Below are 22,660 nucleotides of genomic sequence, written 5' to 3'. Positions count from 1 at the left end.
TCTCTGTCTTGAGCCTCGTGTGCCCGAACTAATCCGGCGGTGAAAGATACAGTTCCGCTTCCGCCCCGCCTTTCGCCCTACGCCTTGCCGTCCAGTGTCGCCCGCAACAGGCGGAAATCGCGCCAGGCCAAGCGCTTCTGCAGGGGCTGACGCAGGAGATAGGCCGGGTGCAGGGTGGCCAGCGCCTTCACCTCCCTGTCGCCCACCCGATAGGGATAGAACCGTCCGCGCGCCTTCAGAATGCCGTCCTTCGTGCCGGTGATCGCCTGCGTCGCCGGGCTGCCGAGGCAGACGATGACATCCGGATCGGCGAGTTCGATCTGGCGTTCGATGAACGGCCTGCAGATCGACACCTCCTGCGGGGTCGGATTGCGGTTTCCCGGCGGCCGCCAAGGCACGATGTTGGTCACGTAGGCTTTCGTCCGGTCGAGGCCGATCGCCGCCATCATCCGGTCGAGAAGCTGGCCCGAGCGGCCCATGAACGGCTTGCCGACGCGGTCCTCGTCGGCGCCAGGGGCCTCGCCGATGAACATCAGTTTCGACGCCGGGTTGCCGTCGGCGAAGACGAGGTTCTTGGCGGTGAACTTCAGAGGGCATCCGTCGAAATCGGCGAGCAGCGCTTCCAGCTCTTCGAGGGTCGCGACATCCTTCGCCCTCGCCCTCGCATCGCCCGCGGCCTCGCCTGGCTTGGACGCCGCGGATTGCCCGTAGGTTCGTGCGGGCGATGTGGCGGGCCCCTCGCCGCGCGGCGGCAATTCGCGACGGGGGGGCACGGCATCCGCCTGCGGCCGCTCCCGAGGGGCGGAGATTTGTGAGGGACGATCAAGGTGGGGCAGGTCGTGCGTCGGCAAGCCGTTCCGCGCCGGTGCCGGGCGCCAGGGTGACGCCTCCTCGACTTCGGAGAAGCGGTCGTGCGGCCGTTCGTCGAGGCAGAGATCGACGCCGGCTTCCACGTGGAAGTCCAGTTCGGCGATTACGTCGCGCTGATGGTCGGGACCTTGGCTCATGGTTCTCGATGTGGACCCTGACTGGCCTGTGGACAACACTTCGCCGGACACGTTACGCGGCCATTGGTACGGCGGCGAGACGGCTCAGACCATGCTGAGACCATTGGCAGGCTTGCGTTCCCAGCTTGGAATCGGTTGAGAGTGTTCGCAATCATAACATCGCGCACGCGCTGACCGGTCTCGATCGGTCCAGGCTGGGGCGGCAGGAGGAGTTCACAGGATGGCGTTGCCGGAACGCGAGGGTATGGATTTCGACGTGGTGATCGTCGGCGCGGGGCCCGCCGGCCTCGCCGCTGCGATCCGCCTCAAGCAGATCGCCGCCGATCTTGCCGTCGTGGTGGTGGAGAAGGGGTCCGAAGTCGGCGCGCACATCCTCTCCGGCGCGGTGATCGATCCGCTCGGGCTGGACCGCCTGCTTCCCGAGTGGCGCCAGGACGAAGCCCGGCCGCTCAAGACCGAGGTCGAGCGTGACGAGTTCCTGTTCCTCACCAAGAACAGCGGCATCTCGCTGCCGAACTTCGCCTTCCCGAAATTCATGTCGAACCACGGCAATTTCGTCGGCTCGCTCTCGAACGTGACGAAGTATCTCGGTGCCAAGGCCGAGGAGCTCGGCGTCGAGATCTATCCCGGCTTTCCGGCCTCGGAAGTGCTCTACGACGATGCCGGCACGGTCATCGGCGTGGCCACCGGCGATCTCGGCATCGGAAAATCCGGTGAGCCGCGCGACGATTACACCCGCGGCATGGAGCTGCGCGGCAAGTACACGATCTTCGGCGAGGGCGCGCGCGGCTCGCTGACCAAGACGCTGATCGACCGCTTCCAGCTCAACCGGGACAGCGACCACCAGAAATACGGATTGGGCGTCAAGGAGCTCTGGCAGCTGAAGCCCGAGACGTTCGAGCCGGGTCTCGTGCGCCACACCATGGGCTGGCCGCTCTCCAACAAGACCGGCGGCGGTTCCTGGCTCTATCATTTCGACGACCACCTGCTCTCGGTCGGCTTCGTCACGCACCTGAACTACGAGAACCCGACCCTGTCGCCGTTCGAGGAGTTCCAGCGTTTCAAGACCCACCCGATGATCCGCGACGTGTTCGAGGGCGCCAAGCGCATCGGCTACGGCGCCCGCGCCATCATGGAGGGCGGCTGGCAATCGGTGCCGAAGCTCGTCTTCCCCGGCGGCTGCCTCGTCGGCTGCTCGGCCGGCTTCGTCAACGTGCCGCGCATCAAGGGATCGCACAACGCCGTGCTCTCCGGCATGCAGGCCGCCGAGGCCATCGCCGCCGCCCTCACCGCCGGCCGGCAGGGCGACGAGCTCACCGATTACGAGACGGGCTGGCGCGACAGCGATATCGGCCGCGACCTCAAGCGCGTGCGCAACGTCAAGCCGCTCTGGTCTAAATACGGCACGCTCGTCGGGGTGGGTCTGGGTGGCCTCGACATGTGGTCGCAGACGATCCTCGACGCCTCACCCTTCGGCACGCTCAAGCACGGCAAGCCGGATCATGCCGCCACGAAGCCGATCTCGGAGGTGACGCCGATCGTCTATCCGAAGCCCGACGGCAAATTGACCTTCGACCGGCTCTCCTCGGTCTATCTCTCGAACACCAATCACGAGGAGGACCAGCCGCCGCATCTCAACGTCACGGACGCGGCGCTCCAGAAGTCCTCGGAGCACGACGTCTACGGCGGCCCCTCGGCGCGGTACTGCCCGGCGGGCGTCTACGAATGGGTGCAGGAGGGCAACGGCGTCCGCTACCAGATCAACGCGCAGAACTGCGTCCACTGCAAGACCTGCGATATCAAGGACCCCAACCAGAACATCAACTGGGTGACGCCGGAGGGTCCGGGCGGGCCGAACTACCCCAACATGTGAGGACGCACCGGACCCTAAGTGCCCGCCATCCTTTCGCCTTGCGAGGATGGCGGGAAGAGTTCAGTGTCCCCGCCCGATCGGCATCGGTCCCTGACGGACGATGCGCTACAAACGCGACTGGTGCCCATGAACGGAAACGCCGCGACCCGCCGGACCCTCTCGGCTCTCGCCCTGTGCCTCGCCGCCTCAGTGGCGACGTCGGTCACGGCCCTGGCCGCCCAGCCTCGGGAATCCGCCCCGGTGACGGAATACGAGCCGGCCGAGTCGCTGGAAGGCAACTTCCTCTCCGCTTATATCGCCGGCGCCTCCAAGGACACCTCCGCCGCGGCGAGCTTCTACCGCGAGGCGGTGAAGGCCGACCCACGCAATGCCGAATTGCTCGAACGCGCCTTCGTGTCGCTGCTCGCCGACGGCGCTCTGCCCGACGCCTTCCGTGCGGCCGAGCGCCTCACCGCCCGCGACGGATCGAACGGCCTCGCCCAGCTCAGCCTCGGAGTCCGCCAGATCAAGGCCGGCCAGTTCGCGCAGGCCCGCCAGAACTTCGCCCGCAGCGGACGGGGTGCTGCTGCCGATCTCACCAGCACCCTCCTGACCGCCTGGGCCTATGCCGGTGCCAATGACGGCAAGCGCGCCCTCGAAGTGGTGAACAAGCTGAAGGGCGAGCGCTCCTACAACACTTTCCGCGACTTCCATGCCGGGTTGATCGCCAACCTCGTCGGCGATCAGGCGGAGGCGGAGCGCCGGCTCAAGGCTGCGTACGACGCGGACCCGAACACGCTGCGCATCGTCGATGCCTATGCCCGGTTCGAAGCGCAGGCCGGTCGGACGGACCTGGCGATCCAGGCCTACACAACCTTCGATCAACTGCTGCCGCGTCACCCGATCGTGCGTGACGCCCTCGACAAGCTCAAGGCCGGCAAGCCCCTGACCCGCCTGGTCAACACGGCACAGGAAGGCGCCGGCGAGGTGCTCTACGGGCTCGGCTCGGCCGGATCGACCCAGGGCGACGAGTTGCCCGCCGTGGTCTATCTGCGCCTTGCCCTCTATCTCGCCCCCGAACACGCCCTCGCCCGCCTCACCCTCGCCGATACACTCGACCGGATGAAGCAGACCGAGCGCGCCAACGACGCCTATGCGCAGATGCCGGCAACCTCGCCGCTGAAGCTCAACGCCGACATCCAGATCGGCCTCAATCTCGAGCAGCTCGGCAAGGGCGAGGAGGCGATCCAGCTCCTCGACGCCGCCATGAAGGAGCATCCCGACAGCATCGACGTCGTGACCGCCCTCGGCAACGTGCAGCGCTCGCGCAAGAAATACGAGGAGGCGGCGGCCACCTACAGCCGCGCCATCGAACTCATCGGCAAGCAGCCGGCCTCCAATTACTGGACGACGTTCTACTTCCGCGGCACCGCCTACGAGCGGGCCAAGCAATGGCCGAAGGCCGAGGCGGACCTGAAGAAGGCGCTGGAACTGGTTCCGCCGAACCAGCCGGCGGCGCGGGCGCAGGTGCTCAACTACCTCGCCTATTCCTGGGTCGACCAGAACATGAATATCGACGAGGCCTTCACCATGCTGAAGCAGGCCGTCGATGCGAGCCCGCGAGACGGCATGATCATCGACAGCCTCGGCTGGGCCTATTTCCGCCTCGGCCGCTACGACGACGCAGTGCGCGAGCTGGAGAAGGCCATCGAGCTCAAGCCCGGCGACCCGACCATCAACGACCATCTCGGCGATGCCTACTGGCGTTCGGGGCGGCGGCTCGAAGGCAAGTTCCAGTGGCAGCACGCCAAGGACCTGAACCCCGAGCCGGACGATCTCGTCAAGATCAACGCCAAGCTCAAAGACGGCCTGCCGGAACTCGAAAAGCCCGCCGCCACCGCCGAGAATCCTCCCGAGGCGGAGAAGGTGAATCCCGATCTGCCCAAGGGCGCTCCGGCTCCGAGCGAGCCCCCCGGCGCGGCCGACAAGAAGACCGGCGGCTGAGACCCGGCTTGACGGGTAGGGGATCGCGGGGCCAGACCGGCCGCGCATTCCCGCGGTCGACAGACCCGCCCCTCTCCGACAGAGCAAGCCGTGCCCAGCCTCGTCACCCGCGCTCCGGCGAAGATCAATCTGACCCTCCACGTCCTCGGCCGTCGTGAGGGGGATGGCTATCACGAGCTCGAAAGCCTCGTGGCCTTCACCGGTTCGGGGGATACGCTGAGCCTGATGCCCGGCGGCGAACTCACCCTCGACGTGTCCGGGCCCACCGCCGGTCCCGCCGGACCGCTGGACGACAACCTCGTGATCCGCGCTGCCCGAGGGCTGGCCAAGGCGATCCCCGGTCTACGTCTCGGCCGCTTTCACCTGGTCAAGCGTCTTCCGGTGGCGGCGGGGATCGGCGGAGGATCGTCGGATGCCGCCGCCGCCCTGCGGTTGTTGGCGCGACTCAACGACCTTCCCCTCGATCACCCCGCCATCGTCGAGGCCGCCCGCGCCACCGGGGCGGACGTTCCCGTCTGCCTCGATCCGCGCGGTCGGATGATGCGGGGTGCCGGAGAGGATGTCGGACCGGCGCTCGATTTCGCGCCGTTGCCGGCCGTGCTGATCAATCCCGGTGTGCCGGTCGCCACCGCGCCGGTCTTCAAGGCACTGGGGCTGACGGTGGGACAGCGCCATGCCGGCGAGGCCCATCCAATCCTCGCGCGAGGTCTCGGCTTCGGCGAGATACTGGCGGCGGTGACGCCGGCTCGCAACGATCTGGAAGCGCCGGCGCTCACGGTCGCCCCCGTCATCGCCGATACGCTCACGGCCTTGCGCGACCAGCCGGGATGCCGGCACGCCCGCATGTCCGGCTCCGGTGCTACGGTGTTCGGCTTGTTCGCCACCCGATCCGATGCAGTTCGGGCGGCTGCCGCCATCCGCGCGATGCAGCCATCCTGGTGGGTCCGAGCCGCCTTACTACGGTGACGGCCTTCCCTGCCCGGCTCGCGTGAGGAGCCGGGATCGGATCAGTGAGCCCGGGCGATGCAAAAATCGACGACCTGCAGCAGGGCCGACTTCATCGGCCCGTTGGGGAACAGCGCCAGGGCATCGCGGGCGATAGCGCCGTAATGGCGCGCCCGGTCGATCGTGTCCTCCAGGGCCCGGTGTTTCCGCAGGATGGCGAGGGCCGTGTCGAGATCGGACTCTTCGACCCGACCGTCTTGGAGTGTACGACGCCAGAAGGTCCGCTCCTCCTCGCTGCCCCGCCGGAAGGCCAGGACGATCGGCAGGGTGATCTTCCCCTCGCGAAAGTCGTCGCCGACATTCTTCCCCATGGAGGCACTGGTGCCGCCGTAGTCGAGAACGTCGTCGATCAACTGGAAGGCGATCCCGAGATTCATGCCATAGGAGCGGCACGCCGCCTGCTCCGCCCTCGGGCGGTCGGCGATCACCGGGCCGACCTCGCAGGCGGCGGCAAACAATTCCGCGGTCTTGGCGCGGATGACCGCGAGGTACTCGTCCTCGGAGGTCTCGGTGTTCTTGGCGGCAGTGAGCTGCATCACCTCGCCCTCGGCGATGACGGTCGCGGCGGCCGAGAGAATATCGAGGGCGCGTAGCGAACCGACCTCCACCATCATGCGGAAGGCCTGGCCGAGGAGGAAATCACCGACGAGCACGCTCGCCTCGTTGCCCCACTTGATCCGCGCCGCGACGCGGCCGCGCCGCATGTCGCTCTCGTCAACCACGTCGTCATGCAGAAGGGTCGCCGTGTGCATGAACTCGACGCTGGCGGCGAGCTTCACCGCGCCATCTCCGGCCCCGTATCCGCAGAGATCGGCGGTGGCGAGGGTGAGGATGGGGCGCAGGCGCTTGCCCCCGGAGGCGATCAGGTGATTGGCCACCTCCGGAATCATCGCGACGTCGGACCCGGTCCGCGACAGGATGGTCGCGTTCACGCGTTCCATCCCCTTGGCGACCAGGGCCACAAGATCGTTCAGGCTCGACTCCGGATCGGAGCGGCCCTCATCGAAGGAAACGACGACACCCAAACGCGATGCCTCCCGAGCTTTTTACACCGGGCAGATTCCGGCGGCGTACCCGCCGCTCGGGCCGATCCGCTCGACCGGGCAATCTCCCGTGACCAACATCCACGCGGGCACCCCTTCGCATGCGCGCCGAGGCGCTGCAACATCCCGCGTTTCTCCCTGTATACAAAGGGCGGCGGCGGGAAGCCGCCGATGAGGCGGGTGGACGCATGAGAGAGCTGATCCGGAGCAACGACATCGTCCTCATGGGCTTTGCCGAATCGCTGCTGCAGGGGGCGGATATCCCGGTCCTGATCGCCGACACACATATGAGCCTGCTCGAAGGCTCGATCGGCGCGTTCGCCCGCCGTCTTCTCGTGCCCGACGATCATGCGTCCGATGCGCGAAGGCTGCTGGAGGATGCAGGTCTGGCGCACGAACTGCGCGATGCGTGATGTGAGCATCGAGGAAGCGGTCCCCGCGGCCGTGACCGCCGATCTGTGGCTCGGCGGCCGTCTTCGCCTGTATCAGCCGCCGCGCGGGGCGCATCGCGCCGGTACCGACGCTGTGCTCCTGAGCCGAATCGTGCGACCGCCACCGGGGGCGGTCGTCATCGATGTCGGCGCGGCCACCGGGGCGGTGGGGCTGGCGGTGGCCACCTACGAGGCGGCGGCGAAGGTCATCCTGGTTGAGCGTGATCCGGACCTCGTCGGCCTCGCGGCGAGGAACATCCACGGGAACGGTCTCGATGGCCGGGTCGGGGTAACCGCCGCCGACATTCTCTCGGTCGAGAGCCGGAGGGCAGCCGGCCTATCGTCGAACATGGCGGATCTGGTCCTGACCAACCCGCCCTTTTTCGAACCCCGGCGTCACAGGCCATCGCCGATCCCGGGAAAGGCCTCGGCCCATACGTTTTCCGACGGTGATCTCGAAGCCTGGATCAAAGCCTGTCTCGACCTCCTGAAGCCGGGCGGGACGCTCGGCCTCGTGCATCGCGCCGATGCCCTGCCGGATTGCCTCGCCGCCTTGCAGAGGCGCTTCGGAGGGATCGTCGCGAGGCCGGTCCAGGCTCGAATCGAGCGGCCCGCGATCCGGGTATTGATGACGGGAATCAAGGGAAGCCGCGCGCCGTTCACTCTGGCGCCCCCCCTCATCCTGCAGGAAGCCGACGGTGCGATGACACCGGAGGCGGATGCACTTCACCGCGGGCTGTCCTGGCCACCCTGATGATCTTCGCGGCGAGGAAGGACTTCCTCGCCGCGAACCGCTTGTTTCAGAGCATCTGCTCAGTAGAAACGGCGCCAGTGATGATGGCGGCGGTGCCAGTGATGGCGATGCCAGTGATGACGCCGGTGCCAATAAGGCCGGCGCCATCCATAGGCCGGACGGTGGTAGCCATAGATCGGGCGGTAGTAGCGCGGCCGCCAGTAGTGCCGGCGGTAGCCGTAATGCGGACGGTGCCAGTAATGGCGCCGGTGCCAGTGATGCCGGCGGTGCCAGTGGTGCCGACGCCAATGCGCCTTCTCCACGAGTTCCGTTCCGGCGGCTCCCGCGACGGCTGCGATGGGTAGCGGCGCCGCGCGGGCCTGGGACAGGGACCCGTAGGCCCCTCCCAGCACCCCGACCAGAACGATCATCCACGTCACGATACGCATGATGGTCAGTCTCCCTGTTTCAGCGGTCCGCATCTCGGTGGCCGTCGGCCTGCGGCCGAGTGCTGCGATACCGGACGAGTGAAACAGCGAAGCCTGTAAAATGGTTCGATCATCTCCATTTCGTGGTGTCTGGACCGGAAGCGAGGGCCGTCCCACGCTTCCATGCCCACGACCTCCCCGTTCAACCGAGACGAGACCGATGCCTCTGGCCCTACCGCGCTTCCTTCACCCGCTCGTCCCGAAGGCATGGCGTGGCGGCAAGCCCATGGTGGCGGTCATCCGCCTCAGCGGTGTCATCGGCGCCGCGTCACCCCTGCGGTCCGGCCTCTCCATGGCGACGGTGGCGTCCAGCCTGGAAAGCGGCTTCGGAATGGCGGGCGTGTCCGCGGTGGCGCTCATCATCAACTCGCCGGGAGGATCGCCGGCGCAATCCCACCTCATCCACCGGCGCATCCGCGCGCTCGCCGCGGAGAAGAAGCTGCCCGTCTATGCCTTTGTCGAGGATGTGGCCGCCTCCGGCGGGTACATGATCGCCTGCGCGGCGGATGAGATCATCGCCGATCCGACGTCGCTGATCGGATCGATCGGGGTGGTCTCGGCCGGTTTCGGCTTCGACAAGCTCATCGAACGGATCGGCATCGAGCGCCGTGTCCATACACAGGGTGAGGCCAAGGCCATGCTCGATCCGTTCCGCCCTGAGAATCCCGAGGACATCGTGCGCCTCAAGGCGATCCAGGCCGACGTGCAAGATCTCTTCACCTCGCTCGTCAGCGAGCGAAGGCCCGCCGTGAGGGCGGGTGGCGAGAACCTTTTCACCGGTGCCGTCTGGACGGGGCGCCAGGCATTGCCCCTGGGGCTGGTCGATTCGTTGGGAGACGTGCGAACCACGCTGAGGGCCAGATTCGGAGACGATGTCGTCCTGAAGTTGATCGCCGAGAAGCAGGGCTCGTTCATTGGCCGGCTGCTGCGCCGGGCCGTGCCGGGCTCGACCATCACCGGACTCACCGGCAACGGTCTTGCCGCCGACGCCCTCGCCGTGATCGAGGAGCGCGCCGCCTGGGCGCGCTACGGGCTGTGAGCACTCAGCGGAGCGCGACCGTGCAGGCCGAAGGCGGTGCACCGTAGCCGGAGTAGACCACCCGGACCTTGCGGGTGCAGGTCTCGGTCGCAGCGGGGGCCGGCACGGAGGACACCTCGATCGCCGTCACGGGCGCCGGCATGGCGACGATGTCGGCCTTGTCGGTGGTCGCGAGGGCGTTCGAGGCTCCGACGACGAAGGGCGTAGCGGCCAAGGATGCTGCGAAGAGTGCGGCGAATACAGTGATCGAATTGCGCATGGTCCGACTTCCGCAATGCTCGCCGCTCTTTGCGAGCCGGCTGATCCCTTGATTTGTGCTAAGAACCAGCGACAAGCGGGACAGTTCCGGCGATAAACCCGATCGTGGCGAAAATGTGTGCCGCCGCGCACCCGCATTCGCGGAACGGCTCGGCTTGACTCCGCAAGCCCGCCTCTTAAACGCTGCCGCCCTTTCCCGCTGACCGGAAGCTTCCCCATGTCGAGCGCACAAGCCCTGCCGAGCGCTGTCGATCTCGCACCCAGGACCTCGTTCCAGGGTCTGATCCTGACGCTGCAGAATTTCTGGGCCGCGCAGGGCTGCGTGATCCTCCAGCCCTACGACATGGAAGTGGGGGCCGGCACGTTCCATCCCGCCACCACCCTGCGGGCGCTCGGCCCCAAGCCCTGGAAGGCGGCCTATGTCCAGCCCTCGCGACGCCCGAAGGACGGCCGCTACGGCGAGAACCCCAATCGGCTGCAGCACTATTACCAGTTCCAGGTGATCCTGAAGCCGAACCCGCCGAACCTGCAGGAACTCTACCTCGCTTCCCTCGACGCCATCGGCGTCGACCTCAAGCTCCACGACATCCGCTTCGTCGAGGACGATTGGGAGAGCCCGACCTTGGGGGCCTGGGGGCTCGGCTGGGAATGCTGGTGTGACGGCATGGAGGTGAGCCAGTTTACCTATTTCCAGCAGGTCGCCGGGATCGAGTGCGCGCCGGTCGCGGGCGAACTCACCTACGGTCTCGAGCGCCTCGCCATGTACGTCCAGGGCGTCGAGAACGTCTACGACCTGAACTTCAACGGCGGCACGGGCGACGACAAGGTCACCTATGGCGACGTCTTCCTCCAGGCCGAGCAGGAATATTCGCGCCACAATTTCGAGGCGGCGGACACCGCGATGCTGTTCCGCCAATTCACCGACGCGGAGAAGGCCTGCCGCACCTATCTGGATGCGGGCGCGCCGGAGGATGACGCTGGGCGGCACAGGATGGCGCAGCCGGCCTACGACCAGTGCATCAAGGCGAGCCACGTCTTCAATTTGCTCGACGCCCGCGGCGTCATCTCGGTGACCGAGCGCCAAAGCTACATCCTGCGGGTGCGGGAACTGGCCAAGGCCTGTGGCGCGGCGTGGCTGAAGACGGCGGGTGGCGGCGTGGCGTGAAAGGATAGGTAATTTATAGTGATCGGTCATTTTCTGAAAGATACCCAATCACTTCCATACCCTAGCTGACAGATCGATGGCCGCAACAGTCGCGCCAACGACATCCTGACTATCAATTCGGACGCGACCTGAACCCATGCCTGATCTCCTCCTCGAACTGCGCTCCGAAGAGATTCCCGCCCGCATGCAGCGGCGGGCCGCGGAAGACCTGCGGAAGCTCGTCACCGACGCGCTGGTGGAGCGCGGCTTCCTCTACGAGGGCGCCAAGGCCTTCTCCACACCGCGCCGCCTCGCCTTGCACGTGGCCGGGCTGCCGCCGCGCGGGAAGGACGTGCGCGAGGAGCGCAAGGGGCCTCGCGTCGGCGCGCCGGACGGGGCGATCCAGGGATTCCTGAAGAGCGCGGGCCTGACGAGGCTCGATCAGGCGACCACCGTCACCGACCCGAAGAAGGGCGAGTTCTACGTGGCCGTGATCGAGCGTCCCGGCCGGGACACGATCGACGTGCTGGCCGAGATCCTGCCGGCGATCATCAAGAGCTTCCCCTGGCCGAAATCCATGCGCTGGGGCGCGGCCTCGGCCCAGCCGGGCTCCTTACGCTGGGTGCGCCCGCTGCAATCCATCGTGGCGACCTTCGGCCCCGAGACCGAGACACCCGAAATCGTGCCTTTCTCCGTGGACGGGATCGCGGCCGGCACCACCACCTACGGACACCGCTTCCTGGCCCCGGACGCCATCGAGGTGCGGCGGTTCGACGATTACATCCAGGCCCTCGAGCGCGCCAAGGTCGTCCTCGACCCGGAGCGGCGCAAGGACATCATCCTGCACGATGCCCGCGACCTCGCTTTCGCGCGCGGCCTCGAACTCGTGGAGGACGAGGGGCTGCTCGACGAGGTCGCCGGCCTCGTGGAATGGCCGGTGGTGCTCCTCGGGACCTTCGATCCGAGCTTCCTCGACATCCCCGCCGAGGCGATCCGCGCCACCATCCGGGCCAACCAGAAGTGCTTCGTGCTCCGCGAGTCCGGCTCCGACACCCTGGCTCCCGCCTTCATCCTCGTCTCGAACCTCGTCGCCAGCGATGGCGGCATCGCGATCACCGGCGGAAACGAGCGCGTGGTCCGCGCCCGCCTCTCGGACGCGAAATTCTTCTGGGAGACCGACAAGGGGATCCGCCTCGAAGACCGGCTGGCGAAACTCGACAGCATCGTTTTCCATGAGAAGCTCGGGACCCAGGGCGAGCGGGTAGCGCGTATCGCGGCGCTGGCGCGCGGCATAGCACCGATCATCGGTGCTGATGTACAACTCGCCAGTCGCGGCGCTCAGCTCGCGAAAGCCGATCTCGTTACCGAGATGGTCGGCGAGTTCCCGGAACTGCAGGGGCTCATAGGGCGCAAGTATGCGACGTTGCAGGGCGAGCATCCCAGTGTCTGTGCGGCGTTGGAAGAGCACTACAAACCTGTGGGTCCGTCGGACCGCGTGCCCACCGATCCTGTTTCCGTCGCCGTCGCCTTGGCCGATAAGTTCGATACTCTTGCCGGCTTCTGGTCAATCGATGAGAAGCCCACCGGGAGCAAAGACCCCTATGCACTTCGACGGGCGGCCCTCGGCGTGGTCCGGCTCATTTTGGAGAATGGCCTGCGCCTAAAGCTCCGCGACGACGTGCTGAAAGACGCTTTCTATGTTCAGAACAAACGCCACGTCGCCGTCATATCCCTCTCCGGGGATGACGGCCGCGATATGGCCGCGCCGGACGACCACGGGAACCTCGAAGATCCTCTTCCGGCCGATCTCCTCGTTTTCTTCGCCGACCGCCTGAAAGTCTATCTCCGCGACCAGGGCGCCCGCCACGACCTGATCGACGCCGTCTTCGCCCTGCCCGGCCAGGACGACCTCCTCATGGTCGTCCGCCGCGTCGAGGCGCTTGGCCAGTTCCTCGAGACGGACGACGGCAAGAACCTGCTCGCCGGTTACAAGCGCGCGGCCAACATCCTCCGGATCGAGGAGAAGAAGGACGGGCGCTCCTACGAGGCCGAGCCCGACCGCGCCGCCATCGCCGCCTCCGGCGAGCCGGAAGAGCAGGCCCTGTCCGAGGCGCTGGTGGCCGCGCGTGACGCCGCCTCCGCGGCCGTGGCGGCGGAGGATTTTTCGGGGGCCATGCGCGCGCTTTCGATCCTGCGCGCGCCGGTGGATGCTTTCTTCGAGAAGGTCATCGTCAATGCGGACGATCCGGCCTTGCGCGAGAACCGCCTCGCCCTGCTCAATGCCCTGCGGGCGGCCACCCGCGAGGTCGCCGATTTCTCGAAGATCGAGGGATAGCCCGTCGCGAGACGCAAGCGGGAGAATTCGGCAATTCAGGATCGAAGACGGGAACGGTCTAGCTCGCCCCGTCGTTGGGGCGCATGGTTTCGAAGGAGATGTCCATGCGTCAATCGATCCTCACCACCGCCGCGTTGCTGACTCTCTTCGGCGCCTCGGCGGTCCAGGCCCAGACCACCATCATCGAGCGTGAGGTGCCCGAGCGCGTCATCGTCGAGCGGCCGGAATCCGAGACCCGCACCGTCGAGACCCGTGAGACCCGAGACGGCTGTCGGGTCAAATCGGTGACCCGCGAGAATGAAGAGGGTGACCGCAAGACGGTGACCCGCGAATCCTGCGACTGAGCCGCCACGAGACCGTTCGCTGTCCCGGATACGACAGCGAGCCCCTGTCCGTCGTTCCGGGCCCTGCCATGCGGCCCGGGATGACGGTATGGGAAGGCATGAGGTCGATGCCCGCGACGGCTAACTACAAGGCCTTCTCGTAGCGCCACGCTTCCATGCCGTCCTCGTAATAGTCTTCGAGGATGGCGAACCGGGCGTAGCCATGGCGCTCATAGAGGCGAATGCCGGCGCCGTTATCGGCCCTCACCTCCAGCCGCAACATCGTGCAGCCATGCGCTTTTGCATCGGCCTCCGCTGCGTCCAGCATGATGCCGCCGAGCCCCTGGCCGGCGCGTCCGGGGGACACCGCGATGGAGGAGAGTCGGCAGCTGCGGCTTCCCTTGCGGCGCTCCAGCGTGGCCGCCGCCACCAAGATCGAGCGGTCTTCGGCGTCAAGCGCCACCAGCAACGACATTGATGGAGAGCCGATGGCGTGGCGGATCGCCCGCCGTTCCGCCCGGTCTCCGGAAAACGCCGCGTGTTCCAGCGCGACCAGGGCATCGAGATCGCCCAACGTCGCCGGGCGGATCGTGACCGGAGCGACCGTCTGCCGTTTATGGGCTTGGACGCTCACGCTGCGGTCCAGGGATAGACCCAGGTTTCCGACAACGCTCGACCGCCGGCGCGCAGGAAGGCGCGGAGATCGGTTGACTGATCCGCCGCGTCGAGGGTGATGTCGATTGCTGCCCGCAACCCGCCAATATGAGGATTCGGGGTGATCGAAGTGGCGGTGATCCGTCCCCGCGAGGCATCGGCCACCACCTCCACCTTGCTCGGGTCGGGGAGATAATAAGGCAGTTCGCCCCCGGCGAAATCGATGAGGAAGCGGCGGCTCAGCGTCCCTTTGGCCTCCTCCCCCTTGGCGGCACCGCTGGCGCTGGTGGCGGCCAGGAAGGTATTCGCCACATACCCGCCCGGATGCAGCCTGGTGTTCGAACTCCTGGCGCGCACCCGGTACGACATGCGGACCGGTTCGCCGGCCGGATAAGGCTGCTTCGGACGCCAATAGGCGACGATGTTATCGTTGACCTCGGTGTCGGTCGGCAGTTCCATCAGGGTCACGGCGCCCTCGCCCCAGCCGCCTTCGGGTTCGACGAAGTAGCTCGGCCTCCGTCCATAGGAAGCCTCGAGATCCTGGTAGGATTCGAAGGCGCGGTCCCGCTGCATCAGTCCGAACCCCTTCGGATCGCGATCGACGAAGGACGAGATGCGTCGCGCCTTCGGATTGTCCAGTGGGCGCCAGAGCCATTCGCCCGATCCGGCCGCGATCTGAAGACCATCGGAATCGTGGAGCTCGGGCCGGTAATCGTCGGAGTGGTGCCGGTCGTTCTCGCCGATGAAGAACATCGAGGTCAGCGGCGCGACGCCCACCGATGGGAGCGCGACCCTTGGGATCAGCGTCGAGCGAACGGCGACGCTGGTCTCGTCGCCGGGCTTTACCGTGAAGGCGAAGGCACCCGTCACCGAGGGGCTATCGAGAAGGGCATGAATCAGCAGCGAATCGGCATTCGTCTCCGGCATCGTCACCCAGAATTCGCGGAAGACCGGGAATTCCTCCGGGGCGCCCTCCCCCTCCACATTGAGGGCGAGGCCCCGAGCCGAGAGGCCGTAGAGCTGATCGCGCCCGAGGAAGCGGTAATAGCTGGCGCCGAGAAACACGATGAGTTCGTCGAGCAGGTTCGGCTTGTTGAGGTAGCTGTGGAAGCGGAGGCCGGCAAAGCCGAGATCGACGGGCAGAGGCTTGTCGAGCTTCGTCCGACCCATGTCGAACAGGCTCGACTGATAGGCGATAGGAGTCGCGATTCCACGCCGCGCGAGGTTCACGGTGACAGGGCGTGTGTAGAGAAAGCCGACATGGAAAAGCTGCAGCCGGAATGGGCTGTTCTCTCCCCCGAGAAAGGCCTTGTCGGGCTTGAAACGGATGTCACGCCAAGCGTCGTAATCGAGCTTTGCGATGGGAGCCGGAAGGGGCGGTACGCGGGCATCGTAGGCGACCTTGGCGAGTTCCTCGGCGCGCCGTTCCACCTCCTCAAAATCGAAGGGTTTGGGTGCGCGTCCCTCCTGCGCCGTCGACGCGGTGCCGGCGACGGACAGGGCGGCGATCCCGGTGAGAAGCGCGCGGCGGGTGGGCTCGGTCATGATCCTGCGGCTCTGGTCGGTGGTGAGAGACGATCGGGCTTCCCCGCACGGCCCCATCCAGCCGCCTCATCCTGAGGTGCCCGCCTCGGCGGGCCTCGAAGGAGCCCTCCAGAGGCCGCCATGCGTGCTGGAGCCCTCCTTCGAGGCCTCCGCAGCACTCCGGGACCTCAGGATGAGGAAGTGGATTGGAATGGTTCGATCAGCATGAAAACCGCTTGCTCAATGACCCGTTCGCGGCGCCTTGAAAAGAGCTCGCGCGATGGAGTGAGCCTTCGCGGCCACAATGCCGGGGAACGGCGGTGTTTTTGCGGGCTCGGGACCGTTTTTCCTTGTTGCGAAGTCGCATGAGACGTATATGCGCCTTGCCCAATTTCGCACGTGCCTGTGGCCGCGTGTCGGTTGGTGGGCATCCGGCCAACTGCCGGACAGCCGCCAGGGGTCTTAAAGGATCGATGGTCGACAGGGTGGATTCCCTCCGGCCGGCATCCAGGTGGCAACACCGGACCCCGACAACAACCGGCAGCCGGAGGCGAAACCGGCGAACCCCGCTCTCCACGGGGGACGCAGCTTAAAGCAACGACGAACGGGCTTTTTTGGTCTCGTCGGCCCTCCAAAGGCCGGCACCGAAGAGGCTTGTTTCTCTTTGCCCGGCGTGCGGTGGGGATCTCCCTTCCAATCCACGGCAGCTTCCGGGTGCTGATGCGCCCGCGGTCGACGACGTGTCTCCAAAGCACGCCGCCCATCGCGTTGCATCGCCCCCCGACGCCGGACGGCTGATCGCCGTCCCGATTTCGACAGCGCGCCCCACGAACGGGCGCTCGCGAACCTGTGGGTTGGAACGACCATGACCGATCGTATCCGCGATTTTCTGCGCGCTCGCCGTGACATGGGCCAGGACGAAGGCCCGGTGATGGTGCTCGACCTCGATGTCGTGCGCGACAACTTCACGGCCTTCGCCCGCGCGCTGCCCGATACCCGCGTCTTCTACGCGGTGAAGGCGAACCCGGCTCCGGAAGTGCTGCGTCTGCTCGCCGAGATGGGCTCCTGCTTCGACACGGCCTCCGTGGTCGAGGTCGAGATGGCGCTTGCCTCCGGCGCCACGGCCGACCGGATCTCCTTCGGCAACACCATCAAGAAGGAGCGCTGCATCGGTCGCGCTCTCAAACTCGGCGTGCGCCTGTTCGCCGTCGATTGCGAGGCCGAGGTCGAGAAGATTTCCCGCGCCGCCGATGCGGTCGGTATCGAAGCCGGCGAGGTCCAGGTGTTCTGCCGCATCCTCTGCGACGGTGCAGGCGCCGAATGGCCCCTGTCGCGTAAGTTCGGCTGCGTGCCGGAGATGGCCGTCGACGTACTCGAGCATGCCTGCCGCCAGGGCCTGCACGCCTATGGCGTGTCGTTCCATGTGGGCTCGCAGCAGGGCAACATCGAAGCCTGGGACGGGGCGCTCGCCTCCGCCTCCACGATCTTCCGCGAATGCGCCGATCGCGGCATCGCCTTGTCCATGGTCAATCTCGGCGGCGGCTTTCCCACCAAGTATCTCAAGGCCGTGCCGGGGGTCGAATCCTACGGAGACGCGATCTTCCGCGCGCTCACCAAGCATTTCGGCAACCAGCTGCCCGAAACCATCATCGAGCCCGGTCGCGGCATGGTCGGCAATGCCGGCATGATCGAGGCCGAGGTGATCCTGGTCTCGAAGAAGTCCGATGCCGAGGACGAGATCCGCTGGGTCTATCTCGACATCGGCAAGTTCGGCGGGCTCGCCGAGACCATGGATGAGTCGATCCGCTACGCGATCCGCACCGAGCACGACGAGGATCGCATGTCTCCCTGCGTGCTCGCCGGGCCGACCTGCGATTCCGCCGATGTGCTCTACGAGAAGGTGCCCTACCCGCTCCCCGTCTCGCTTTCCATCGGCGACAAGGTGCTGATCGAAGGAGCCGGGGCCTACACCACCACCTATGCGGCGGTGGCGTTCAACGGGTTCCCGCCCCTTCAGCAATACGTCATCTGACTGCGATATGATCGTCGGCCGAACGGCTCCATGGTCGTTCGGTAGCGGACGCGGACGGTTCCGTCGCCCATCTCCGGCGCAGAACCGCCCGCCGTCACGTCAGTTGGGTTACCCGGCAGGACCTGGGAAAGGGCACGGCCTTGATCGAAATTCGCGACGAACGGCCGACCGATCTATCGGCTCGGGAGCAGCTGCTCGATACCTGCTTCGGACCGGCGCGATTCCTCAAGGCCTCCGAGCGTCTGCGCGAGGGACGCCTACCTGCCAACGGTCTGGCACTGACCGCGGAACTGAGCGGCCGAGTCGTCGGCACCGTTCGTTTGTGGCACGTGGAGGCAGGGCTCGGGCGGCCTGCCCTGCTGTTGGGGCCGCTCGCCGTCGATCCCTCGCTTCGGGGCCACGGCCTCGGCAGCACCCTGATGTGGGCCTCCATCGGCAGGGCGCGCGCCCTCGGTCACAGCGCCATCGTCCTCATGGGCGATGCGCCGTATTACGCCCGTTTTGGTTTTTCCGGTGATCTGATGACCGGGCTGTCCATGCCCGGCCCGTTCGAACGGGCACGGTTCCTCGGTCTCAATCTCCGCAAGGGCGCCCTCGACGGGGCGAGCGGCATTCTCTCCGCTTCAGGCACCCTCGAAGAGGCTGCCTGTCCGGAGAGATTGGATGCACGACGACAGGCGGCGTGAGCGCTAGATGGCGGTCGTGGTCGTGGCCTGCTCGCAGCGGCGGCGGAAGGCTGCATCGTGCTGGCGGCGCACGGCGCGGATCAAGGCCGCAGCGAGGGTGATGACGCCGGGATCGCGATCGATCGGCTCTTCGGCCGGCGCGGGGGTATTAGCGATAAACAAGGATAACATCGGAACTCCGTCATTTGGCGTTCTGGCGTTTTCCGTCCCTTCAGGTTTGTCTATGCCGTGTTTGTTGCATCGCAATATCGGTCCGGCGCCGACCGTTCGCAACGGCATCCAACGGGAGGGCGACCCGCGTCTGAATCATGTGTCGACGTAACGTCATGTTAATGATCTTCCCGCTTGGGCCTCTCGTGGTCCACGAGGCGGTAGGCGACGACGTGGTTGACCGCACGCCCTCGACCGGCCACTAGCCCGTCGCCTGACCGTCATTTCCGCCGACTAAGGACGTGCCTCGCTCGTGAGTTCGAGCGGGGCCGAGAAGAAGGATTGCCCGCATGACCGAAGCCGCCACCTCCTGGCCCGTCCACGGCCGCATCAGCGGTCCCATCGTGATGATCGGCTTCGGCTCGATCGGTCGCGGGACCCTTCCGCTCATCGAGCGTCATTTCGAATACGACAAGGCGCGCTTCACCGTCGTCGAGCCCTCCGATGCGCATAAGGCCCTGGCCGATCAGCATGGCCTCCGCTTCGAGCAGGTGGCGCTGACCAAGGACAATTACCGCGAGATCCTCACGCCCCTCCTCACCGAGGGCGGCGGCCAGGGCTTCTGCGTGAACGTGTCCGTGGACACCTATTCTCGCGCCATCATGGAATTGTGCCGCGAGCTCGGCGCCTTCTACATCGACACCGTCGCCGAGCCCTGGCCCGGTTTCTACTTCGACAAGTCCAAGAGCCAGGGCGACCGCACCAACTACGCCCTGCGCCAGGATATCCTCGATGCGCGCGCCGCCAATCCCGGCGGCACCACCGCCGTCTCGTGCTGCGGCGCCAATCCCGGCATGGTCTCCTGGTTCGTCAAGCAGGGGCTTCTCAACGTCGCCTCCGATCTCGGCCTGACCACGCCCGAGCCGAAGACCCGTGACGAGTGGGCCGCCCTCATGCGCGAAGTTGGCGTGAAGGGCATCCATATCGCCGAGCGCGACACCCAGCGCGCCAAGGGCCCGAAGCCCATGGGCGTGTTCGTCAACACCTGGTCGGTGGAAGGTTTCGTCTCCGAGGGCAACCAGCCGGCCGAGCTCGGCTGGGGTACCCACGAGACCTGGCGCCCGGACAATGCCCGCGACCAGGAGAAGGGCTCGCGCTGCGCGATCTACCTGCTCCAGCCCGGCGCCGACACCCGCGTTCGCTCGTGGACCCCGACGGCCCAGAGCCAGTTCGGCTTCCTCGTGACGCATAACGAAGCCGTGTCGATCTCCGATTACTACACGGTGCTGGAGGGCGAGCGCGCCGCCTACCGCCCGACCTGTCACTACGCCTACCACCCCTGCAACGACGCCGTGCTCTCGCTCCACGAGATGTTCGGCAAGGCCGCCGAGGTGCAGGAGAAGCACCACATCCTCGACGAGAACGAGATCGTCGATGGGATCGACGAACTCGGCGTGCTCCTCTACGGCCACGAGAAGAACGCCTATTGGTTCGGCTCGCAGCTCTCCATCGAGGAGACCCGCCGCATCGCGCCCTACCAGAACGCCACCGGCCTTCAGGTGACCTCGGCCGTGCTCGCGGGCATGGTCTGGGCTCTGGAGAACCCGGAAGCCGGCATCGTCGAGGCCGACGAGATGGATTTCCGCCGCTGCCTCGAAGTGCAGATGCCGTATCTCGGCCCTGTCGTCGGCGTGTACACCGACTGGACGCCGCTCACCGGCCGTCCGGGCCTGTTCCCCGAAAACATCGACGAGACCGACCCCTGGCAGTTCCGGAACGTCCTCGTTCAAAGCTGAACGGACGAACGGGGCGCGGGATCGTACTCCCCGCGCTCCGTGCCCTCTGCTTGGCGCCGAGGGTCAGGCCATGGTCGGCGAGGACCAACGCCACGTCTTTCCTCAGGCCTCGCTGTGGAGCCCGGTATCCCGCCCGAGCACGACTGCATAGCGGCTTGCTCTGCACGGATGTTGCAGGGTTCCGGCGGGATGCTACCATCCCGTATCCGATCGGGAGCCCCCGCCATGGCCGTCGCCGCGCGCCGCGATACCCGCATGACCGTCGCCGAGTTCCGCACCTGGGCCGAGCCCCGGCCCGACGAGGAACGCTGGGAACTGATCGACGGCATAGCCCTGCCGATGTCGCCGCCCTCTGCGCGCCACCAGCGCATCGTTTCCAACCTGATCCGGCGCCTCGACGAGCTCGCGGAACGCCGGGGCTGCAACGCGCTTCCCGGCCTCGGCGTGCTCAGCGCGGCGATGGACGATTTCGCGCCGATCCCCGACATCGTCGTGACCTGCGGCCCGCTGGGTCAGGACGGCTATACCAGCAACCCTTTGCTGGTGGCCGAGGTCCTGTCGCCGAGCACGATGAGTCTCGATCGTGGCCGCAAGACCGATTTCTACCGCTCTGTGCCGAGCCTGCGGACCTTCCTCATCGTTTCGCAGGACGAGGTCAGAGTAGAGGCCTGGCGCCGGACCGAGGCGGAGAGCTGGACGGTCGAGGCCCTGTACCGTGACGACAGCCTCGACCTTCCCGAACTCGGTGGCGCCGTGCCAGTCGGCACCCTCTATATCGGACTGCCCCTCTGAGCTTCCCATCGCCCTCGCCGCGTCAGGTCCCGCCCTTGCCCCACTTTGAAGATTTCTACGCCGACAAGCTGCGCGGTTCTCTGGGAGTCACCGATGCGGAATCCGTTCTCGACCTGCGCGGGACGAATCGTCCGACGTCCGAAGCATCCTTGAACGACATGCTGGAGCGCAGTCGCTTCGGCAAAGGCAAGACCGTGGCGATCCGCTTCGATCCCCCGCCGGAAGGAGGCGGAGAGACCTTGTTCCAGCCCGTTGGGCGGCTGTTGCTCGATGCGAAGCGCAAGGGGATCGTAGACAGGCTCCAGACCCTTCCGGCCGGAGACGGCCTCGGATTCTATGTGGCCCTCGCCGGGAAGACGACGCGTTCGAACGAGTAGGAGGAGCGGGTCTCGCTCCGGCAATGAAGTGAGGGCCATGCCGGAGCGGTCCGAGCCCGATCGGCGTTGAGGATGGTACGGCACATTCGGCCGTCTCCGAAGCACGCCATCGTGAAGGGCACCTCGTGAATCGACTGGGCCGCAATACCATCGAGCGTCTGGCGCGCATGGGGTTCGGCGCGCGAGGCATCGTCTACTGCATCGTCGGCGGGCTGGCGCTTCTCGCGGCACTAGGCCACGGCGGTCGAGCGGGCGACAGCGAGAGTGCGATCCGCTGGGTCTTCCTCGGTCCGTTCGGGGTCATCCTCGTCGGCCTTATCGCTTTGGGTCTGTTCGGCTTCGCGACTTGGCGCCTCGTCGAATCCGTTACCGACGCCGACTGCCATGGGACTTCTGCGAAGGGGATCGTGGTTCGTCTGGCCCATTTTGGCAGTGGCATCGTCGCGGCCGGCCTCGGCATCACCGCGGCTAGCCTTGCCCTCGGCCTGGGCCGAAGCGCGGGTGGCGGCGACGGCTTGCAGGACTGGACCGCCTGGCTCCTGGCGAAGCCGTTCGGTCCCTGGCTCGTCGGCCTGATCGGCCTCGGAATCATCGGCGGCGGGATCGCCTTTCTGGTGAAGGCCTGGAAGGGCGATGTCACGGATCGACTCGCCCTTGACGAAGCCCATTGCCGATGGGTCAAGTCGCTCGGCCAGTTCGGTTATGGCGCTCGCGGGATCGCGTTCCTCATCATCGGCGGCTTCGTCATCGTCGCTGCCTGGTACCAGGCCTCCTCGGAGGTAAAGGGTCTGGCCGGCGCCTTCTCGGCCCTGCGGTCTCAACCCTATGGTGCGGCTCTCCTCGGCGTCGTTGCGGCGGGGCATCTCGCTTTCGGCGTGTTCGGTCTCATCCAGGCACGGTATCGGCACATCGACGCGCCGGACCTGGACGAAACCGACGATGCGGTCAGGAGTGCGGTGCAGTCCTTGACGTGATGGGCGGCTTCTC

Annotated in this window: 22 protein-coding genes; 15 read left to right on the top strand and 7 right to left on the bottom strand. The window is 66.5% G+C overall.

The genetic code is table 11. The annotated features are described in order from the left end of the window. Positions 1–77: 77 nt before the first annotated feature. Positions 78–1,007, bottom strand: a complete 930-nt coding sequence (locus tag A3OM_RS0103750; protein ID WP_018042386.1) for a uracil-DNA glycosylase — start codon at positions 1,005–1,007, stop codon at positions 78–80. 220 nt (positions 1,008–1,227) lie between these two features. On the opposite strand from A3OM_RS0103750, the gene A3OM_RS0103745 reads away from it, so the two are divergent. From A3OM_RS0103745 to A3OM_RS0103735, 3 genes are all read left to right on the top strand, one after another. Then, on the top strand, positions 1,228–2,880 hold the full coding sequence (locus A3OM_RS0103745) for an electron transfer flavoprotein-ubiquinone oxidoreductase (protein WP_026175683.1): 1,653 nt from the start codon (positions 1,228–1,230) through the stop codon (positions 2,878–2,880). Positions 2,881–3,006: 126 nt separating this feature from the next. Continuing rightward, positions 3,007–4,863 carry a tetratricopeptide repeat protein gene (locus A3OM_RS0103740; RefSeq protein WP_018042384.1) on the top strand — a complete coding sequence of 619 codons (1,857 nt, stop codon included), beginning with the start codon at positions 3,007–3,009 and terminating at the stop codon, positions 4,861–4,863. 90 nt (positions 4,864–4,953) lie between these two features. Continuing rightward, positions 4,954–5,829, top strand: coding sequence for a 4-(cytidine 5'-diphospho)-2-C-methyl-D-erythritol kinase (locus A3OM_RS0103735; protein WP_018042383.1), 876 nt, complete (start codon positions 4,954–4,956; stop codon positions 5,827–5,829). A gap of 41 nt (positions 5,830–5,870) precedes the next feature. On the opposite strand, the gene A3OM_RS0103730 is transcribed toward A3OM_RS0103735, so the two are convergent. After that, complete coding sequence (locus A3OM_RS0103730; RefSeq protein ID WP_018042382.1) at positions 5,871–6,893, bottom strand: polyprenyl synthetase family protein; 1,023 nt, start codon at positions 6,891–6,893, stop codon at positions 5,871–5,873. A 206-nt stretch (positions 6,894–7,099) separates the two neighbouring features. Here A3OM_RS0103730 and A3OM_RS0103725 point away from each other — a divergent pair, with 206 nt between their 5' ends. After that, positions 7,100–7,324 (top strand): DUF2007 domain-containing protein, encoded by a 225-nt coding sequence (locus A3OM_RS0103725; protein ID WP_018042381.1) that lies wholly within the window; start codon positions 7,100–7,102, stop codon positions 7,322–7,324. Further along, a complete protein-coding gene (locus A3OM_RS0103720) occupies positions 7,317–8,096 on the top strand; it encodes a methyltransferase (protein ID WP_018042380.1) in 780 nt (259 codons plus the stop codon). Before A3OM_RS0103725 ends, A3OM_RS0103720 begins: the two co-directional genes overlap by 8 nt. A gap of 59 nt (positions 8,097–8,155) precedes the next feature. Here the strand turns inward: A3OM_RS0103720 and A3OM_RS25005 are convergent, their stop codons facing one another. After that, the gene (locus A3OM_RS25005) at positions 8,156–8,524 is read right to left on the bottom strand and encodes a hypothetical protein (protein ID WP_081612617.1); all 369 of its coding nucleotides are present in this window, start codon (positions 8,522–8,524) and stop codon (positions 8,156–8,158) included. Between the two features lie 199 nt (positions 8,525–8,723). On the opposite strand from A3OM_RS25005, the gene A3OM_RS0103710 reads away from it, so the two are divergent. Next, positions 8,724–9,602 carry a S49 family peptidase gene (locus tag A3OM_RS0103710; RefSeq protein ID WP_018042378.1) on the top strand — a complete coding sequence of 293 codons (879 nt, stop codon included), beginning with the start codon at positions 8,724–8,726 and terminating at the stop codon, positions 9,600–9,602. A gap of 4 nt (positions 9,603–9,606) precedes the next feature. Here the strand turns inward: A3OM_RS0103710 and A3OM_RS0103705 are convergent, their stop codons facing one another. Beyond that, a complete protein-coding gene (locus tag A3OM_RS0103705; RefSeq protein ID WP_018042377.1) occupies positions 9,607–9,861 on the bottom strand; it encodes a hypothetical protein in 255 nt (84 codons plus the stop codon). 216 nt (positions 9,862–10,077) lie between these two features. On the opposite strand from A3OM_RS0103705, the gene A3OM_RS0103700 reads away from it, so the two are divergent. From A3OM_RS0103700 to A3OM_RS0103690, 3 genes are all read left to right on the top strand, one after another. Continuing rightward, entirely contained in the window at positions 10,078–11,025 is a 948-nt protein-coding gene (locus tag A3OM_RS0103700; protein ID WP_018042376.1) for a glycine--tRNA ligase subunit alpha, read from the top strand. Between the two features lie 136 nt (positions 11,026–11,161). Continuing rightward, on the top strand, positions 11,162–13,339 hold the full coding sequence (gene glyS / locus A3OM_RS0103695) for a glycine--tRNA ligase subunit beta (protein ID WP_018042375.1): 2,178 nt from the start codon (positions 11,162–11,164) through the stop codon (positions 13,337–13,339). Positions 13,340–13,443: 104 nt separating this feature from the next. After that, positions 13,444–13,683 (top strand): hypothetical protein, encoded by a 240-nt coding sequence (locus tag A3OM_RS0103690; RefSeq protein WP_026175680.1) that lies wholly within the window; start codon positions 13,444–13,446, stop codon positions 13,681–13,683. Positions 13,684–13,807: 124 nt separating this feature from the next. On the opposite strand, the gene A3OM_RS0103685 is transcribed toward A3OM_RS0103690, so the two are convergent. Next, positions 13,808–14,296, bottom strand: a complete 489-nt coding sequence (locus A3OM_RS0103685) for an N-acetyltransferase (protein ID WP_018042373.1) — start codon at positions 14,294–14,296, stop codon at positions 13,808–13,810. After that, positions 14,293–15,861, bottom strand: coding sequence for a glucan biosynthesis protein G (locus tag A3OM_RS0103680; RefSeq protein WP_018042372.1), 1,569 nt, complete (start codon positions 15,859–15,861; stop codon positions 14,293–14,295). The genes A3OM_RS0103685 and A3OM_RS0103680 overlap by 4 nt, the downstream gene beginning before the upstream one ends. A gap of 844 nt (positions 15,862–16,705) precedes the next feature. On the opposite strand from A3OM_RS0103680, the gene A3OM_RS0103675 reads away from it, so the two are divergent. Both A3OM_RS0103675 and A3OM_RS0103670 read left to right on the top strand, forming a co-directional pair. Next, a complete protein-coding gene (locus A3OM_RS0103675; RefSeq protein ID WP_018042371.1) occupies positions 16,706–17,872 on the top strand; it encodes a type III PLP-dependent enzyme in 1,167 nt (388 codons plus the stop codon). 140 nt (positions 17,873–18,012) lie between these two features. Then, the gene (locus A3OM_RS0103670; protein ID WP_018042370.1) at positions 18,013–18,558 is read left to right on the top strand and encodes an N-acetyltransferase; all 546 of its coding nucleotides are present in this window, start codon (positions 18,013–18,015) and stop codon (positions 18,556–18,558) included. Between the two features lie 3 nt (positions 18,559–18,561). Here A3OM_RS0103670 and A3OM_RS26050 read toward each other — a convergent pair whose 3' ends face one another. Beyond that, complete coding sequence (locus A3OM_RS26050; RefSeq protein WP_018042369.1) at positions 18,562–18,729, bottom strand: hypothetical protein; 168 nt, start codon at positions 18,727–18,729, stop codon at positions 18,562–18,564. A 329-nt stretch (positions 18,730–19,058) separates the two neighbouring features. Between A3OM_RS26050 and A3OM_RS0103655 the strand changes: the two genes are divergently transcribed. The 4 genes from A3OM_RS0103655 to A3OM_RS0103640 all read left to right on the top strand — a co-directional run bounded on the left by A3OM_RS0103655 (position 19,059) and on the right by A3OM_RS0103640 (position 22,647). Continuing rightward, complete coding sequence (locus A3OM_RS0103655) at positions 19,059–20,504, top strand: saccharopine dehydrogenase NADP-binding domain-containing protein (RefSeq protein ID WP_018042367.1); 1,446 nt, start codon at positions 19,059–19,061, stop codon at positions 20,502–20,504. A 225-nt stretch (positions 20,505–20,729) separates the two neighbouring features. Beyond that, the gene (locus tag A3OM_RS0103650; protein ID WP_018042366.1) at positions 20,730–21,296 is read left to right on the top strand and encodes a Uma2 family endonuclease; all 567 of its coding nucleotides are present in this window, start codon (positions 20,730–20,732) and stop codon (positions 21,294–21,296) included. A gap of 35 nt (positions 21,297–21,331) precedes the next feature. Next, complete coding sequence (locus tag A3OM_RS0103645; RefSeq protein WP_018042365.1) at positions 21,332–21,673, top strand: hypothetical protein; 342 nt, start codon at positions 21,332–21,334, stop codon at positions 21,671–21,673. Between the two features lie 167 nt (positions 21,674–21,840). Next, positions 21,841–22,647 (top strand): DUF1206 domain-containing protein, encoded by an 807-nt coding sequence (locus tag A3OM_RS0103640; protein WP_051074365.1) that lies wholly within the window; start codon positions 21,841–21,843, stop codon positions 22,645–22,647. Positions 22,648–22,660: the final 13 nt, after the last annotated feature.

Origin of the sequence: Methylobacterium sp. 88A, assembly GCF_000376345.1 — a bacterium.
GTDB classification, from domain to species: domain Bacteria; phylum Pseudomonadota; class Alphaproteobacteria; order Rhizobiales; family Beijerinckiaceae; genus Methylobacterium; species Methylobacterium bullatum.
This window is presented reverse-complemented; position numbering and strand designations above follow the sequence as displayed.